The sequence below is a fragment of the Janthinobacterium kochi genome, assembly GCF_051380715.1.
In the GTDB taxonomy this organism is placed as follows: Bacteria; Pseudomonadota; Gammaproteobacteria; order Burkholderiales; family Burkholderiaceae_D; genus Janthinobacterium.
Window position 1 is genome coordinate 170,026 of sequence record NZ_JBNYXO010000006.1, and the last position, 16,204, is coordinate 186,229.

Annotated in this window: 17 protein-coding genes and 1 pseudogene; 10 read left to right on the plus strand and 8 right to left on the minus strand. The window is 62.2% G+C overall.

The features are described from left to right. Positions 1–49: 49 nt before the first annotated feature. Together hemA and ACQ4WL_RS15505 are read right to left on the minus strand one after the other, a co-directional pair. Positions 50–1,324 (minus strand): glutamyl-tRNA reductase, encoded by a 1,275-nt coding sequence (gene hemA, locus ACQ4WL_RS15500; protein WP_071079938.1) that lies wholly within the window; start codon positions 1,322–1,324, stop codon positions 50–52. Between the two features lie 81 nt (positions 1,325–1,405). Next, positions 1,406–2,095, minus strand: a complete 690-nt coding sequence (locus tag ACQ4WL_RS15505) for a response regulator transcription factor (protein WP_436510546.1) — start codon at positions 2,093–2,095, stop codon at positions 1,406–1,408. Between the two features lie 169 nt (positions 2,096–2,264). Between ACQ4WL_RS15505 and ACQ4WL_RS15510 the strand changes: the two genes are divergently transcribed. Continuing rightward, a complete protein-coding gene (locus ACQ4WL_RS15510; protein ID WP_436510547.1) occupies positions 2,265–2,768 on the plus strand; it encodes a hypothetical protein in 504 nt (167 codons plus the stop codon). A 3-nt stretch (positions 2,769–2,771) separates the two neighbouring features. Here the strand turns inward: ACQ4WL_RS15510 and minE are convergent, their stop codons facing one another. From minE to ACQ4WL_RS15530, 4 genes and pseudogenes are all read right to left on the minus strand, one after another. Further along, positions 2,772–3,023: a cell division topological specificity factor MinE gene (gene minE / locus ACQ4WL_RS15515; RefSeq protein WP_034752886.1), complete on the minus strand. Its 252-nt coding sequence runs from the start codon at positions 3,021–3,023 to the stop codon at positions 2,772–2,774. A 1-nt stretch (position 3,024) separates the two neighbouring features. Beyond that, positions 3,025–3,840 carry a septum site-determining protein MinD gene (minD, locus tag ACQ4WL_RS15520; RefSeq protein ID WP_131689577.1) on the minus strand — a complete coding sequence of 272 codons (816 nt, stop codon included), beginning with the start codon at positions 3,838–3,840 and terminating at the stop codon, positions 3,025–3,027. A 37-nt stretch (positions 3,841–3,877) separates the two neighbouring features. Further along, entirely contained in the window at positions 3,878–4,615 is a 738-nt protein-coding gene (gene minC / locus ACQ4WL_RS15525; protein WP_436510548.1) for a septum site-determining protein MinC, read from the minus strand. A 225-nt stretch (positions 4,616–4,840) separates the two neighbouring features. After that, positions 4,841–6,825 (minus strand): annotated as a pseudogene (locus ACQ4WL_RS15530) (5-methyltetrahydropteroyltriglutamate--homocysteine S-methyltransferase). A gap of 118 nt (positions 6,826–6,943) precedes the next feature. Between ACQ4WL_RS15530 and ACQ4WL_RS15535 the strand changes: the two are divergent. The 5 genes from ACQ4WL_RS15535 to ACQ4WL_RS15555 all read left to right on the plus strand — a co-directional run bounded on the left by ACQ4WL_RS15535 (position 6,944) and on the right by ACQ4WL_RS15555 (position 12,309). Beyond that, entirely contained in the window at positions 6,944–7,852 is a 909-nt protein-coding gene (locus ACQ4WL_RS15535) for a LysR family transcriptional regulator (RefSeq protein ID WP_436510549.1), read from the plus strand. 129 nt (positions 7,853–7,981) lie between these two features. Continuing rightward, on the plus strand, positions 7,982–8,467 hold the full coding sequence (locus ACQ4WL_RS15540) for a phasin family protein (RefSeq protein WP_436510550.1): 486 nt from the start codon (positions 7,982–7,984) through the stop codon (positions 8,465–8,467). Between the two features lie 218 nt (positions 8,468–8,685). Then, positions 8,686–9,864 (plus strand): acetyl-CoA C-acetyltransferase, encoded by a 1,179-nt coding sequence (locus tag ACQ4WL_RS15545; RefSeq protein ID WP_426073533.1) that lies wholly within the window; start codon positions 8,686–8,688, stop codon positions 9,862–9,864. Positions 9,865–10,006: 142 nt separating this feature from the next. After that, positions 10,007–10,747 (plus strand): acetoacetyl-CoA reductase, encoded by a 741-nt coding sequence (gene phbB / locus ACQ4WL_RS15550; RefSeq protein WP_034752894.1) that lies wholly within the window; start codon positions 10,007–10,009, stop codon positions 10,745–10,747. Between the two features lie 116 nt (positions 10,748–10,863). Further along, positions 10,864–12,309 (plus strand): tetratricopeptide repeat protein, encoded by a 1,446-nt coding sequence (locus tag ACQ4WL_RS15555; protein WP_436510551.1) that lies wholly within the window; start codon positions 10,864–10,866, stop codon positions 12,307–12,309. On the opposite strand, the gene ACQ4WL_RS15560 is transcribed toward ACQ4WL_RS15555, so the two are convergent. After that, on the minus strand, positions 12,246–12,866 hold the full coding sequence (locus tag ACQ4WL_RS15560; protein ID WP_436510552.1) for a LysE family translocator: 621 nt from the start codon (positions 12,864–12,866) through the stop codon (positions 12,246–12,248). The genes ACQ4WL_RS15555 and ACQ4WL_RS15560 overlap by 64 nt on opposite strands. A 165-nt stretch (positions 12,867–13,031) precedes the next feature. Here ACQ4WL_RS15560 and ACQ4WL_RS15565 point away from each other — a divergent pair, with 165 nt between their 5' ends. The 4 genes from ACQ4WL_RS15565 to ACQ4WL_RS15580 all read left to right on the plus strand — a co-directional run bounded on the left by ACQ4WL_RS15565 (position 13,032) and on the right by ACQ4WL_RS15580 (position 15,602). Beyond that, the gene (locus ACQ4WL_RS15565; RefSeq protein WP_010393611.1) at positions 13,032–13,514 is read left to right on the plus strand and encodes an Lrp/AsnC family transcriptional regulator; all 483 of its coding nucleotides are present in this window, start codon (positions 13,032–13,034) and stop codon (positions 13,512–13,514) included. Between the two features lie 77 nt (positions 13,515–13,591). Beyond that, complete coding sequence (pip, locus tag ACQ4WL_RS15570; protein WP_436510553.1) at positions 13,592–14,548, plus strand: prolyl aminopeptidase; 957 nt, start codon at positions 13,592–13,594, stop codon at positions 14,546–14,548. 112 nt (positions 14,549–14,660) lie between these two features. Continuing rightward, positions 14,661–15,101, plus strand: coding sequence for a DUF2721 domain-containing protein (locus ACQ4WL_RS15575; RefSeq protein ID WP_071079926.1), 441 nt, complete (start codon positions 14,661–14,663; stop codon positions 15,099–15,101). Between the two features lie 45 nt (positions 15,102–15,146). Further along, complete coding sequence (locus ACQ4WL_RS15580; protein WP_436510554.1) at positions 15,147–15,602, plus strand: hypothetical protein; 456 nt, start codon at positions 15,147–15,149, stop codon at positions 15,600–15,602. A 1-nt stretch (position 15,603) separates the two neighbouring features. Here the strand turns inward: ACQ4WL_RS15580 and ACQ4WL_RS15585 are convergent, their stop codons facing one another. Then, entirely contained in the window at positions 15,604–16,197 is a 594-nt protein-coding gene (locus tag ACQ4WL_RS15585; RefSeq protein WP_436510555.1) for an SRPBCC family protein, read from the minus strand. Between the last annotated feature and the right edge of the window lie 7 nt (positions 16,198–16,204).

Here is a 16,204-nt window from a genome sequence, read left to right on the forward strand (position 1 = left end):
CCCGGCAGGCGGGCAGGGGGTGGCCGCGCGGGCGGCCAGCGGGGCTGCGCTAACGGCGGGGGCGGAACAGTTTCGGCAGCAGGGTGACCAGCTGCTTGCGCTCGTCGCCCTGCGCATGGTGCAGCGCCTGCTGCGGACCGTGCAGGAACTTGGCCGTCAAGCCTTTCGACAGCGCTTCCAGCACGGCGTCGATATCGGCGCCCTTGGCCAGCATCTTGCGCGCCCGTTCCACTTCCATCAGGCGCAGCGCTTCGCTGTTTTCATGCAAATGCTGAATGACGGGCACCATGGCGCGGTCGTCGACCCAGCTCATGAACGATTGCACGCGCGTCTCGATGATGGTCTCGGCTTGCGCCACGGCCGCTTGCCGGCTTTCCAGGCCCGTCTGCACGACCTTGCCCAGGTCGTCGACCGTGTACAGGAAGACGTCGTTCAGGCGGCCCACTTCCGATTCGATGTCGCGCGGCACGGCCAGGTCGACCATGAACATGGGTTTGTGGCGGCGCGCCTTGATGGCGCGCTCGACCAGGCCCAGGCCCAGCAACGGCAAGGACGACGCCGTGCACGAGATGACGATGTCGAACTGGTGCAGCATTTCTGGCAAGTCGGCCAGGCGGATGGCCTTGCCGTTGAAGCGGTGCGCCAATTCCTCGCCCCGTTCCATGGTGCGGTTGGCAATGGTGATGCTTTTCGGGTTTTGCGCCGCAAAGTGCGTGGCACACAATTCAATCATTTCGCCGGCGCCGATGAATAGCACGTTCTGCTCGGCGATCTTGTCGAAGATGCGCTGCGACAGGCGCACGGCGGCGGCCGCCATGGATACGCTGTGGGCGCCGATTTCCGTGCTGCTGCGCACTTCCTTGGCGACGGAAAAGCTGCGCTGGAACAACTGGTGCAGATACGTGCCCAGGCCGCCCGCCTCGTCGGCCGTGCGGATGGCATCCTTGATCTGTCCCAGGATTTGCGTTTCACCCAGCACCATCGAGTCCAGCCCGGAGGCGACGCGGAAGGTGTGGCGCACGGCATCGTGCTGCGGCAGCATATATAAGTGGGGGCGCAGCTCGCTGTAGTTGAGCTTGTGATAATCGGCCAGGAAATGCGCGCCCGCGTCGAGCGGATTGGGCACATGGCTGGCCGCATACAGCTCGGTGCGGTTGCAGGTCGAGAGGATGGCCGCTTCGTCGTTGTCGCGCAGGTCGATGCGCTGGAACCAGGTACGCGCCGCCATCACCGCCGAACCCAGATGCTCAGGCGCAAACGCCAGCTGTTCGCGGAGCGACACTGGAGCGGTGGTATGGTTGAGGCCGACGGCGAGCAGTTGCATTTCAGGGCTGTTGGGATGACTTATGCCGACATTATAACGCTTTGTGCCCGAGCTTTGAGCAGGTCAGCCGTTTGCCGCCATTCACCCGCCCAGTTTTTCCAAGCGATAACCATAACTGTAGACGGGCACCAGGCGGTAGCCGTGTTCCGGTTTCAGCTGCAGCTTGTTGCGCACACGCGAGACGTGGGTATCCATGGTGCGCGAGGGCAGGGCCGTGTCGCGCTGCCACACGGCTTCATGGATGTAGGCGCGCGACAGGGGACGGCCCAGGTTGCGGAAAAACAGCAGCGCCAGGGCAAATTCCTTGTGCGTTACGTCCAGCACTTCGCCATCCTTCAGCAGGCGGCCGGGGCGGGTTTCAAACGTATACGGACCGAATTGCAAGTATTCGGCGCCATTCTGCGCCGGGTAGGCCACGCGCAGCAGCGCCTGGGTACGCAAGGTCAGCTCGCTGCGCCGCAGGGGCTTGATCATGTAGTCGTCGGCACCGGCCGTCATGCCCGCCACCACATCGTCTTCGCCGGAACTGTTGGTCATAAACAACACGGGCGCCTTCGGCGCCAGTTTTTCCCGGGCACGGCGCAAGACTTCCGCGCCATCCAGATCGCTCACATGCCAGTCGAGGATGAGCATGTCGCAACTGTCCTTGCGCAATTGCCCCAGCATTTCCTTGCCACTCTGAAACTCGTGGCAAGCGTGGCCGGCGGCGGTGAGCACCTGGCAGATCAGTTCTGCCTGACTATGATCGCTATCGAGTACGGCAATTCGCATAATGGGCTGGAATGTGTAGCAACAAACAGACGGTCCGCTCTGCTTATCGTAATGTTAAGGAATGCTCAAGTGAAATATAACAGAGATTGCAACTGTGTCCAGTGAAATCAGCGGCCACATTCTTTACGTTACACTTGTTCATCCACCCCCTACTAGCGGAGAAACGCGCATGACAGACAAGAGCAGCACCGATTGGACCCTGATACCGGCCAGTCATGCCGAAATCGAGCAAGTGCGCGAGCGTTGCCGACGCCTGGTGCAGCGGCGTGCCGTGATGTCGGCGGGCGCCTCGGCCATCCCCATTCCCGGCATCGACCTGATGTCGGATGTCGGGCTGTTTTCCATGCTGATCAACGATATCAACCACGAATTCGGCCTCACGCCCGAACAGATCGAGCGGTTGAACCCGCAGTTCAAGATGATGGCCTACCGCGCGGCGGTGGGCATGGGTGGCATGCTGGTAGGGAAGTTGGTGTCGCGCGAACTGATCCTCCTGCTGCTCAAGCGCAGTGGCGTCAAGATTGCCACCAAGCAGGTGGCGCGCTTCATACCGTTTGCCGGCCAGGCGGTGGCGGCAGCCATCGGCTACGCCGTGTTTCGCCAGATCGGCAACCAGCACGTGAATGCCTGCGCCGCAGTGGCGCAGGAATTGCTTACGGTCAGGCCGGCGTAGATCTTATGCGTCCGGCAGCACCACGTTGACGTCGAGCACCTCCAGGTTGCCCTGGCGGTCCAGCGAGATCTTGATGTCGTCGGCATTGACCTTGGTGTACTTGGAAATGACGGCGATCAATTCCTTGTGCAGGGCGGGCAGGAAGTCCGGACCATCGCGTCCGCTGCGTTCGCGGGCGATGATGATCTGCAGGCGTTCCTTGGCCGCGGTGGCCGTCTTCGGCTTGGGGGGGAACAGGAAAGAAAGCAAGGCCATATCACTTCGCCCCAAAAATGCGCTGGAGTAATCCAGGCTTTTCATAGTTGGTAAAGCGCAACTCGACATCTTCGCCGAGGAAACGCGAGACCACGTCTTCATAGGCTTGCGCCACGTCCGTCCCCTTGAAATGGATGGCGGGATTGCCCTGGTTCGAGGCGGCCAGCACTTGTTCCGATTCCGGAATGATGCCCACCAGCGGGATGCGCAGGATTTCCTGCACGTCCTGGTAGGACAGCATTTCATCCGATTCCACGCGTTTCGGCGAGTAGCGGGTAATCAGCAAATGTTCCTTGACCGGCTCGCCGCCCGTCTGCGCGCGGCGCGACTTGGCTTGCAGGATGCCCAGGATGCGGTCCGAATCGCGCACCGATGACACTTCCGGGTTGGTGACGATGATGGCTTCGTCGGCAAACGTCAGCGCCATCAGCGCGCCATGCTCGATACCGGCCGGCGAATCGCAGATGATGAACTCGAAGCCCATGTTGATCAGGTCGTTCAACACGCGTTCCACGCCTTCTTCCGACAGGGCATCCTTGTCGCGCGTTTGCGATGCGGGCAGGATGAACAGGTTGTCGCAGTGCTTGTCCTTGATCAAGGCCTGGTTCAGGCTGGCCTCTTTATTGATCACATTGATCAAGTCATACACGACGCGGCGCTCGCAACCCATGATCAGGTCGAGGTTGCGCAGGCCCACATCGAAGTCGAGCACGGCTGTCTTGTGGCCGCGCATGGCCAGACCAGTGGCAAAACTGGCGCTAGAGGTCGTCTTGCCGACACCGCCCTTGCCGGACGTCACAACAATAATTCTTGCCACAAATAATCCTTTTCAGATATCTCTTGAATTGTGCAGCTTAAGAGCGGTTCACGGGAGTGACCGGATTGACAGAGTGTATATCGATTCTGTCTCCAGCCAAACGAATTTGCGCGGGTCCGCGCGCCATTTCTGCGGGGAAACCATCCTCGAACGTGCGGTAGACGCCGGCGATCGAGACCAGTTCCGGTTCCATGGCCAGCGCGAAGATGCGCGCCTGGGCATTGCCCGAGGCGCCGGCCAGCGCGCGGCCGTACAGGGAGGAATATACGTGGATGCTGCCGTCGGCGATGATTTCGGCGCCATTGTTGACGACAGCCGTGATGATCAGGTCGCAGCCGCGCGCGTAAATGCGCTGGCCGGCCCGCACGGGCGTGTCGATCACCATCACTTGCGCTTCGGCACCCGCCTGGGCCGCCGCCGTGGGGGCGTCCTTGGGTGGTGCATCGTCGCGCGTCTTGCCGCTGTCCAGGCTCAAGCCTTGCGCCAGGATGGCGTCATGCATCTCGGCCGGCGCATTGCGCACGGCCACGGCATTCAAGCGGTATTTTTTCAGCACGGCCACGAGGGCGGCCCAGTCGATGGGCATGCTGCCGGGCGGCAAGGCAGCCACGTCCAGCACGGCCAGGTCGTCCTCGAAAAAGTCCGCCACGCCCCCCGTCATGTCGCGCAAGGCGGCATCGAGTGCCTGCGTATCGGCGCTATGCAGAATGGCGGAGACAGCAACGACGGTGGAAATCTTGATTTCGATAGGCTTCTGCGACGGGCTTTTGGACATAAACATTTATCAAAGTGAAACTGCGGCAGGCCAACTGTTCCGTACGGCAACAATGGGGAGCAGTAAATTTCTTGCATTCTACTGCAAAAAAATCACCGTCAGGGGCCTGGCGCGTGCTATTCCGCAGGGCAACACCTACTTCATGTCAAAAAAAACGGGCGGCGCCCCGGAAAACCGGTGCGCCGCCCTGAAAGCAGCCCTGCATGCGGCCTGGATAGGCTTATGTCATGCAGTCGCGCGCATCTGCTGTGCCGCCGCGCCCCTATTTTTCAAAGCCGCCTCCGTTTCCGCCCAGCCCCGCGTCTTCAAGCCGCAGTCCGGGTTCACCCGTAAATTGGCTGGCCAAAGCCCGTCAGCAGTTCCATGTCCGAGCGGCTCGTCTCGATCGTGATGACGTCGGCGTCCATGGCGGCGATCTGCGTCGTGTCGCTGACGACGGACGCGGCGATGCGGAAGGCGCGCGTGGCCCAGTCCAGATAGGCATCCCACTGGCCGCGGCGCAGTGGCAAGCCTTCGCGCATGGCCGGTTCGTCGCTCTGGATGCTGCCGATGCCGGCCGTTTCCAGGTCTGGCACCTCGTCGCGGATGGCCAGGGCCAGCTGCAGCGCCGTGGCGGCGCGCGGCTGGTCGTCGCGCACGAACGACCATTGCAAGATCGTCACCGGCCCCGTCAGCCTGCCCTTTACCGGTTTATGCGTCAGGCTTTGCGCGTGCACCGTCCAGTCGACGGTCATGGCGGCCGGGCGCCGCACGTCGCCGTAGATGACGGGCGGTTTCACACAGCGCGAGCCGTACGATTGCACCCAGCCGTGGCGCGTGAAAATAAAACCGTCCAGCTGCTCACCGAAGTAGTCGACCATGTCGCTGCGTTCCGCTTCGCCATGCACCAGCACGTCCAGTCCCCGCGTTTCCCGGCGGCTGACGGCGTGGGCGATTTCTGCGCGCACCTGCTGTTCATACTCGGCGCCCGCCAGTTCGCCCCGTTGATGGCTGGCGCGCCGCCCTGCGATGGCCAGGCGAGACATTGCCAGCGCGGCTAGCGCGGCGTCATCGGGATGGCCCGCCAGCGCGTCCTTCAGCAGCGACAGTTCCGTCAATTTCTCCGTGGCGAACGCCAGCCAGGTCGTGATTTCGCCATCGAGGTCCGTCTCGGCTTCCAGGCTGAACGGCACGTGCAGCAGCGAGCATGAGGGCGCCAGCCACAGGTGACCGTTGCGTTTGGCCGCCAGCGGTTGCAGCACGGCGAGGGCCGCGTCGAGGTCGGTGCGCCAGATATTGCGCCCGTCGACGATGCCGATGGACAAGACTTTATGCGCTGGCAGCCAGTCCGTCACGCTGATCAGCTCATGCGGCGCGCGGATGCCATCCACGTGCAGGCCGGCCACGGGCAGGCGACAGGTCAGGCTGAGGTTTTCTTCCAGCGGCGAGAAATACGTGGCCAGTAGGATATTCACGCCCACCTGGTTCAGCTGCCAGTAGGCGCTCTCGAAGGCGCTGCGCCATGCGTTGGGCAAGTCCAGGCCCAGGATCGGTTCATCGAGCTGCACCCATGTCACACCTTGCTGCTTGAGGCGGTCGAGCAGGGCGCCGTAGACGGGCAGCAATTGTTCCAGCAGGGCCAGACGATGGAAGCCAGACTCGCCGGGCGTCTTTTCCTTGCCCAGCCAGAGGAATGTGAGGGGGCCGATCAGGGCCGCCTTGACCTGGTGGCCGAGCGCCTGTGCCTCGGCCACTTCCGCCAGCAGGCGCTCGCAGGCCAGCGAAAACCGGGTTTGCGGGGACAATTCGGGCACCAGGTAATGGTAGTTGGTGTCAAACCACTTGGTCATTTCCAGCGCGGGATGACTGGCCTCGTGTTCTTGGTGGCCGTGGCAGCAGCCCGCGTGCTCCGCATGGGACTCTTCACCGCGCGCCATCGTGAAATAGCGCGACAGCGGCGACTGCTCGGGCGCAAACTTGAAGCGGGCCGGTTCGCAGCCCAGCAGCTGGATATGGTTGGCCACCTGATCGTAGAAGGCGAAGTCGCCCACGGTGACGTAGGCGAGTCCGGCGTCGCGCTGCAGCGCCCAGTGGCGTGCCCGCAATTGCTGGCCCGTCGCTTCCAGGGCGGCCTCGGACACCTCGCCACGCCAGTGGCTTTCCAGCGCCAGTTTCAGTTCACGCGCGACGCCGATACGGGGAAAGCCAAGGATGTGGGTACGAATGGTCATGATGTCATCGAGATTTAATGTGAATGCGCTAGAGTGTGCGGCAACTTGGTCTATAATCAAAACGAAACCTTTTGACGAATAACATGAAAATAATTCACGTAAAGAATCCATTTCCCCGATGCTAGAAATCCGTCACCTGCGCACCCTGAGTGCCCTGCGTTCCTCCGGCAGCCTGGTGCGCGCCGCGCAGCTGCTCAATTTGACGCAGTCGGCGCTGTCGCACCAGATCCGCTTGCTGGAAGAGCGCTACAAGGCGCCCTTGTTCGAGCGCAAGTCGATGCCGATCGCCTTTACGGCCACGGGCAGCCGGCTCTTGGCCCTGGCCGACAAGCTGCTGCCCGAGATCGAGCTGGCCGAGCGCGACGTGGCGCGCCTGTCGCAGGGCGACAAGGGGCAGCTGCGCGTGGCGCTCGAATGCCATACCTGCTTCGACTGGCTGATGCCGGTGATGGATGCGTTCCGCCAGCGCTGGCCTGAGGTGGAAATCGACCTGGTGTCGGGCTTTCACAGCGAACCGGCGGAGCTGCTGCGCTCGGGCGAGGCGGATCTGGTGATCGGCTCGCCGTATGGCCCCGATTTCACCGTGTTTCCCCTGTTCCGCTTTGAAATGCTGGTCGTGATGGCGCAGAAGCACCGGCTGCAGGCGCAGCGCCGGCTGGTCGCGGCCGACTTTACGGGCGAGACCCTGATCACCTATCCCGTGCCGGAAGAGCGCATCGATCTGATCCGCGAAGTGCTGCGGCCGGCCGGTATCCAGTTTGAACGCCGCACGGCCGAGCTGACCGTGGCCGTGCTGCAGCTGGTAGCGAGCCGGCGCGGCATCGCTGCCTTGCCGAACTGGGCCATCAAGAACTACGTCGACTACGATTATGTGGTGGCGCGCCCGGTGGGTGAGCACGGCTTGTGGAGCGACCTGTATGTCTCCGTGCCGGAGCAGTTGCAGGACAAGGCGTATGTGCGCGATTTCGTCAGCGTGATACGCGAGCAGTGCGCGGCTTCGCTCGATGGTATCAAGTTGTTGTCCTGATCAACGTTGAGTTGGCAACAAACCAACAGGAAAGCTTGATAAATATCAAGGTTTAGCAAGGAACCGCCGCTTACAGTTGAGCACTGTGCGGCGCAACATGGCGCCGCCTACTCTTTGGGGAGGAACGACATGTTTTCATTTTCCGAACAATGGGCACTCGCGGGCAAGGCCGTGGTGGAAGCACAGTTGAGCAGTGCGCAAGCGTATCTCCAGGCTGCGGTCGACAGCGGTGCCAGCGTGCTCGATTGGCAGATCGATGCGGGCCGCGCGGCGCTGGCCGCCGCTACGGTGGCAGGCAATCAGCTGCTGTCCGTGAAGGATACGCAAGCGCTGCTGCAACTGTCGCGCACGCAGTCGCAACTGGCCATCGAACGCATCGGTGCATATGGCCGCCAGGCAAAGGATGTTGCTCAAGAAACCCAGGAGAAATTCGACACTGTGACAAAGGGTGAGTTTGCTGCATCGCGTCAAAAATTTGGCGAGCTGTTGCAGCTGGTAAAGCAAACGCCTGTACCCCTGATTATTCCCTTCAATAATTTTCTAAAAACCACTTTCGGCGGCGCCGATGAAGGGTATGATAAAAATAAAAACACGCGTCCCGCTCGTCAAATGTAGGCGCGTTGCGGCCCGGCAGCGGCTATCCGCCGCGTCAGGCCGCCCGCCGCCACCGCACGGCAGACTGCCATCGCCGCCGCCTGCCGTGCGGTGCTGGAACTGTGGCGCATGCCACGCTAGAATGAAACACAGCTTGTTGTGTCTTCCTGAATTCGGATTCATTGGATTCTATTAACACCTTGACCTTGGCCTTCGTGGCCTGCATATCGGAGAAATAAATGGATGATGTCGTAATCGTGGCCGCCGGCCGTACCGCAGTCGGCAAATTCGGTGGCAGTCTGGCCAAGATTCCTGCGTCCGAACTGGGCGCGCATGTAATCAAGGGCTTGCTGGCACAAACCGGCATCGACCCCAACCTGATCGGCGAAGCGATCCTGGGCCAGGTGCTGACGGCTGCCGTCGGCCAGAACGCCGCGCGCCAGGCCGTCATCAAGGCTGGCCTGCCAAGCTCCATCCCGGCATTCACCATCAACAAGGTATGCGGCAGCGGCCTGAAGGCCACGCACCTGGCGGCGCAAGCGATCAAGTGCGGCGACGCCAATATCATCATCGCCGGCGGCCAGGAAAACATGAGCGCATCGCCGCACGCCATGAACGGCTCGCGCGACGGTTTCCGCATGGGCGACTTCAAGATGATCGACACCATGATCGTCGACGGCCTGTGGGACGTGTACAACCAGTACCACATGGGCATCACGGCGGAAAACGTCGCCAAGAAATACGAAGTGACGCGCGCCGAGCAGGATGAATTCGCGCTGCAGTCGCAATTGAAGGCGGAAGCGGCGCAAAAAGCGGGCAAATTCAAGGATGAAATCCTGCCGCTGGAAATCGCCAACAAAAAAGGCACCGTGGTCTTCGACAGCGACGAATACATCAAGCCCGGTTCGACCCTGGAATCGCTGACCGGCCTGCGCCCCGCGTTCGCCAAGGATGGTACCGTCACCGCCGGCAACGCCTCTGGCCTGAACGATGGCGCCGCCGCCGTCATCATGATGTCTGCTTCGCAAGCGAAGGAACTGGGCTTGAAGCCGCTGGCGCGCATCAAGGCTTACGCCTCGTCGGGTCTGGACCCGGCCGTCATGGGCATGGGCCCTGTCTCCGCCTCGCGTTTGTGCCTGAAAAAAGCCGGCTGGACGCATGAAGAGCTGGACTTGATGGAAATCAACGAAGCGTTTGCCGCGCAAGCGATTGCCGTCAACAAGGAAATGGGCTGGGATACCAGCAAGATCAACGTGAACGGTGGCGCGATTGCCATCGGCCACCCGATCGGCGCCTCCGGCGCGCGTATCCTGGTCACCTTGATCCACGAAATGATCCGCCGCGACGCCAAGAAAGGCTTGGCCGCGCTGTGCATCGGCGGCGGCATGGGCGTCGCCCTGGCGATCGAGCGGGACTGATCGCTAGCGCCGAGCCCGGGCCGTCGCGCGCAGTGCGTGACGGCGGGGTTTGCTGCGGTACGCCGCCGTCACTCGGCGGATGCGGATAGCTTTAAGTAAATAATTAACTTTTTAGCAATAGAACGACACTGAGGGGATGAAAATGGCAAGAGTTGCATTGGTAACTGGTGGCATGGGTGGTCTGGGCGAAGCAGTCTGTTTCAAGCTGGCGGCGCTCGGCTATCGCGTGGTCACGACCTATTCTCCAGGCAATCCGAAGGTGGCGGAATGGCTGGCGACGACCAAGGACATGGGCTATGATTTCAAGGCGTATCCGTGCGACGTGGCCGACTACGATTCGGCGGCTGCCTGTGTGGCTGCCGTGGAAGCGGAAATCGGTCCTGTCGACGTGCTGGTGAATAACGCCGGCATTACGCGCGACATGACGTTCAAGAAGATGGACAAGCCGAACTGGGATGCCGTGATGAGCACCAACCTGGACTCCGTCTTCAACATGACCAAGCCCGTCTGCGACGGCATGGTGGAACGCGGCTGGGGCCGCATCATCAATATCTCGTCCGTGAATGGTCAGAAGGGCGCTTTCGGCCAGACCAACTATTCGGCCGCGAAAGCAGGTATGCACGGTTTCACCAAGTCGCTGGCGCTGGAAGTGGCGCGCAAGAACGTCACCGTCAACACCATTTCGCCAGGCTACATCGGCACCAAGATGGTCATGGCGATTCCGCAGGAAGTGCTCGACAGCAAAATCATCCCGCAAATTCCGATGGCGCGCCTGGGCAAGCCGGAAGAAGTGGCCGGCCTGGTGGCCTACCTGGCCTCCGATGAGGCAGCGTTCGTCACGGGCGCCAACATTTCGATTAACGGCGGCCAGCACATGTCGTAATTGGTATTGAGGTACAACAGAAAGACAGCTGCGGCTGTCTTTTTTTATGGTGCAAGCAAAACAGGCGGGGGGCGTACTTTGCCTTAGAATCAGCATTTCTCCACTGCATCATCTCCATGCCCCTCTTCCCTGTTTTGCGCCGCGCCAGCGTGGCCGCCATCCTTTTCCTGGGCGCCAGCGCGGCCCAGGCCAGCGTCGCATTCCACGTCACGGTGACTACCGAGCGCGTCAACGAGCCCGGCGTGAAAACCAGCCTGCCCGCGCGTGCTACGCAGGACAGCGATGTCGTGCTGGGCCCCCATTACCTGAGCGTGCGTGATGGCAAGAGCCTGTCCGTGTTTGACTTTGCCACGCGTCGCCGCCACGTCATCGATATGGCGGCTTCCACCTACGACACCTATTCGCTGTTCGACGTGGCGGGCTTTCGGCGTATCGAGATCGGGCACCGCAAGGGCATGGCTGGCGCGCTCCAGGCTGGCGGCCTGCAGGCCCACGTCACGCCGCTCGTGTATGAGGAGCAATCGCTGTCCGTGCCGGCGGCAAGGCGGCGCGGTGCGCTGGTGCCGCAGGTGCTCGACGGTGCCGTGCTGTGGTCGCTCGACGAACAGCCGCTGCTGCGTCTGGGGATAGCCGGCAATCCCGTCAGCGGCGACGCTGCCACGGCGTTTGCCCAGTACCTGCGCTACACCTGGGGCGGCCACCCGCTGGTGCTGAAGATGCTGACCGATGGCAAGCGCATTCCCGCCGACTTCACCTTGCACTACCAGGAAGTGGGCGGCAAGGTCACGCGCCATTTCCGCGTCAGCCAGCTTGTCATGGATGCGCCAGCCACATATTCCCTGGCCGCCTACCGGCCGCGCCCGCTGGCGGCCGATGCGCCGGCGCTCGAGCGCGTGCTGGCGCAGGCGGCGCGGCTGCCGCCGCCGGGATCCCAGGCGCCCCAGGCACATCTGGCGCTGCGCGCCGAAGCGGAAAAACTGTTTGCCGCAGAAAAACCCTTCGAGGCATTTTTGAGCATGCTGGAAGACCATTTTTCCACAGGCGAACTGGTCGACAAGCTGTCGCCCCAGCAGATACTGGCCATGCAGGAATGCGAGCCCATCCACGACTTGACGCGGGGGTTGCTGGCCAAGGACCAGGCAGGCATCGCGGCCGCGCTGGCCACCGTGCAGGAGTTAAGGAAGCAAACGGGGATGGAGCAGCCCGTACTGGCCTTGTTCGAGGGGAATTTGCGCGCCAAGCTGGGGCAATGGCCGGCAGCGACCGTGCTGTATCTGCAAGTGCTGCAGGCGAAGCCGCACATGGCGGCCGCGTACCAGGACCTGGGCGACGCGCTATACGCGCAATTCGATGCGCCAAACGCATGGCGCAGCTGGGATGCGGGCCGGGCCATGGCACCGTCGCTACGGCAATTTCGCAAGGTCAACAATCTTGAGCGCGACTTGCTGAGTGACTACCCCGCCTTCTTTGCCGATGGGGCGCCGGCTCAGCCGAAAGTTCAGCCCAGCACCAGCCGCCCGGCCAGCAAGACGAACACGGTAGGCAGCACGAACTTGCCGTAAGGCGAAGGCTTGCCGCGCAGGCGGCGCGCCAGGCGCGCGGCCAGCACGGCGTACACGGCGTCGAACAGCAAGCCCACCAGTACCAGGACGGCGCCCAGGCGCAGGTATTGCATACCGACATGCTCGCTGCCGACGACGAATTGCGGCAGGAACATGCTGCAAAACAGCAGTGCCTTCGGATTGAGCAGATTCGTCAGGAAGCCGCGCACCAGGCTGGCACGGGCGCCGTGCGCCGTGGCGGGGGCGGCTTCTTCCTGTGCCGTTTGGGTCGACAGGGCCGACTGCAGCAAGCGCAGCGCCAGGTACAACAGATACGCGGCACCCGCCCATTTGACCCACTGCAGGGCTTGCGGATGCGTGACCATCAGCGCCGCCAAGCCCGCGCCCGACAGCGCCACGTGTACCGCGCGCGCACCGGCGATGCCCAGGGCCGTCACCAGCGCCGTGGCCACGCCGCGCGCCGCACCCGTCGCCAGCACCAGCGCCATGTCGGGGCCCGGTAATAAAAAGGCGCCGGCCAGTGCCAGCAGGTACATCAGGAAGGTAGAATCGGACATGGCGCAGCTCGGTCACAGGAAAAAAGTAAGGGCGGGAGCAACGGCAGCTTGCCGCATGCTCGCCGGGTCCCATTATGTTCTTGTCGTGATGAAATGTGCTTGCTTTTCCTGCCCTGCATGCCCTAGTATTCGGGTAGATTCCACTCCTATAAAAACAAAAAATAGATGAAAATTTCAGAAGTTAGCCTCGATGCCACCGATTTGCAGATACTCAGGCTGTTGCAGGACGAAGGACGGCTGTCCAACGCGCGCCTGGCCGAGCGCTTGAAGCTCAGCGAAACACCCGTCTGGCGCCGCCTGCGCCGCCTGGAAGAAGAAGGTTTCATTACCGGCTACCAGGCTTTGCTCAACCGCAAGAAGCTGGGCATCGGCTTGGTGGCATTTGTACGGGTCGTGTTTGCCAACCATGGCGGCGAGCAGCCGTCGCAGTTCGAGCAAGCCATCGCGACGATTCCCGAGATATTGTCATGCCACAATGTGGCGGGCGAAGCCGATTATTTCCTGCAAGTGGTGGCGCGCGACCTGGAAGCGTATGGCGAATTCGTTTCGACCGTGCTGCGCCGCCTGCCCGGCGTGGCGGAAATCCAATCCAGCCTGTCAATGCGCGAAATCAAGTCGTCGAACCGCCTGCCCTTGCCGCTGGCCTGAGGCGCCGGGGGCACACTATAATTGGAAAAGTTGCCAGGAATCGTGCCTGGCCCCTGACTGCCATTCTAAGGACCGCCATGCCAGACTCCCTGTCGCCCCTGTTTCCCGCCCTGACGCCGAACCGGCACGGCATGCTGGCGGTCGATGATATCCACACCATTTATTGGGAAGAGTGCGGCAATCCCGATGGCATTCCCGTGTTGTTCCTGCATGGCGGCCCCGGCGCGGGCCTGTCGCCGCAGCACCGCCGCTTCTTCGATCCGCAGCGCTACCGCGTGATCCTGTTCGACCAGCGCGGCGCGGGCAAGTCCACGCCGCTGGGCGAATGGCGCAACAACACGACGCAGTTGCTGATCAACGATATCGAAGTGCTGCGCGCCCAGTTCGGCATCGCCCAATGGCTGGTGTTTGGCGGTTCCTGGGGCTCGACCCTGGCGCTGGCGTATGGCCAGGCACATCCGGAAGCTTGCCTCGGTTTCGTGCTGCGTGGCATTTTTCTGTGCACGCAGGCGGAGATCGACTGGTTCATCGACGGCGTGCGCTGGTTTTATCCGGAACTGTACGCGGAATTTGCCGCGCCCATTCCGCCAGAGGAACGGGGCGACTTGCTGGCCGCCTACGTGAAACGCATCCTCAGCAGCGACCCTGCCGTGTACTGGCCCGCCGCGCGCGCCTGGAGCCGCTTCGAGGGCCGCCGCGTGTACCTGATGCCGCAGCCGGAAGATGCGCCCAATGATGCGCTCGACCTGGGCGTGGGCCGGCTTGAATCGCATTATATGGCCAATCTCGGTTTCTTCGAGGAAGACCAGCTGATCCGCAACATGGGGCGCATCGCGCATTTGCCGGCCGTCATCGTGCAGGGACGCTACGACGCCATCTGCCCGCCTCTGTCGGCGTATCGTTTGCAGCAAGCCTGGCCCGGCGCGCAGCTCGACATGATCCCGGACGCGGGCCATGGCGCGCTCGAGCAGGGCATCGCTTCGGCGCTGGTGCGCGCCACCGAACGCTTCGTCCCGGGGCGCGGCTTCGCATGACGTTAAAACATGCCGCTTGGCAAAGCGGCCTGCCGGCGCGCGCCACCTGCTACACTAGCGCCTGTGCCGCCGCCTTCTGCGGGCGGCAATGCGACCTTACCATTTTTTACCCATGAACATACAGATCGGCGACATCGGCCATATCATACAGCTGGCGATTGCGCCGGTTTTCCTGTTGACCGGTATTGGCACCATGCTGGTCGTGCTGACCAACCGCCTGGGCCGCATCATTGACCGCACGCGCGTGCTGGAAGACCGGCTCGACATCGGCTACAACGATTTCTACATGGATGAGTTAGATACGCTCTATACGCGTACCCATCTGATCAATTATTCGATCTCCCTGAGCACGGCCTGCGGTTTCTTCGTCTGCATCATCATCGCCATGCTGTTTCTGGGCGATATCATGAACCTGACGCTGGATAAATACATCGCCGTGTTCTTCGTGCTGGCCGTGATCTGCCTGATCGGTTGCTTCACCTATCTGCTGCGCGAGATTTACCTGGCCGCCACCGCCCAGCGCATCCGGCGCCATATCCGCCCGCCCCGCTAGGCGGGCCGCGCCGGTTTTACCTTCCATATTAAGAACGAGTCAAGCATGCACGATTACAAACGCCCCCCCACCCTGCACCGCTACGGCCAGCGCAGCGAGCTCGAATTGGCCTTGAGCCTGGGCCAGTTCCGCCTGACGCCGGCGGGCAATTGCCTGACCCTCAGTTTTTCGCAAGTGTGGGACAAGCAACTGTTCGACCTGTTCGCCCCGGCTGACAGCTGCCTGATCATCCATAACACGGAAGAATTCGGCGAACGCCTGCACCGCGCCGTGCAGCGCACCCTGCCCAGCTGGGCAGGCATCGATGGCGTCGTCGAATACGGCCAGCGCGCGGCCCTGGGCGCTACCTTCACCAAGACGCGCGCCGAAGCGGCCGAGCAGGAATGGCTGTTCGCCTGGCGCTCGATGCAGCCGCAAGCGAGCCTGAACCCCGTCACGGTCAAACTGGGCAGCCTGGAAAACTTCGCGGAAATCCGCGACCGCGATACGTACTTGGCGTAATTCAGCCCGATTTATCGGCGTACTGGCTGTCGATGCGGGCCAGCACGGCCGCCATCATGCGCTCGATATCGCCGCGTATCATGGTCGTGCCCAGCATGCCGGGCACATAGAAGCCCGGCATCAGCCGGCTGGAAAAGACGATGCGCGTGCCGCCTGTCTCGGGAATGGGGTACAAGTTCCAGCGTGATTCGTAATGCCGCATGTCGCCCGAAATGAGGGCGATGTCGATCGCCGTGAACGGCGTTTCCGTGGCCCGCACCACCAGGTGGATGGGGTGGTTCATGAACAGGAAGCGCGCCATGCCCTGCTGCTCGATGATGACTTCATTGCCATTGCGCGACAGCACGCGGCAAGAGCTGAGGTCGGGCACGAATTCATGCATGCGTTCGTAGGTGGTCAGGGTCTTCCAGACGGACGCCAGCGGCGCCTGCACGCTGCCGCTGGCATCGACTTCATACATGCGCTGCCCGTCGACCTCGATGCGCTTGACGTCGACCTTCAGCCTGTCCAGACGTGGCGCCTGCATCTGCGCTTGTGCTGCCGCCGGGGCGGCAACGGTGCACAGCATCAGCAGGCAGAGGAAGAGTCGCGTCATGCTACCT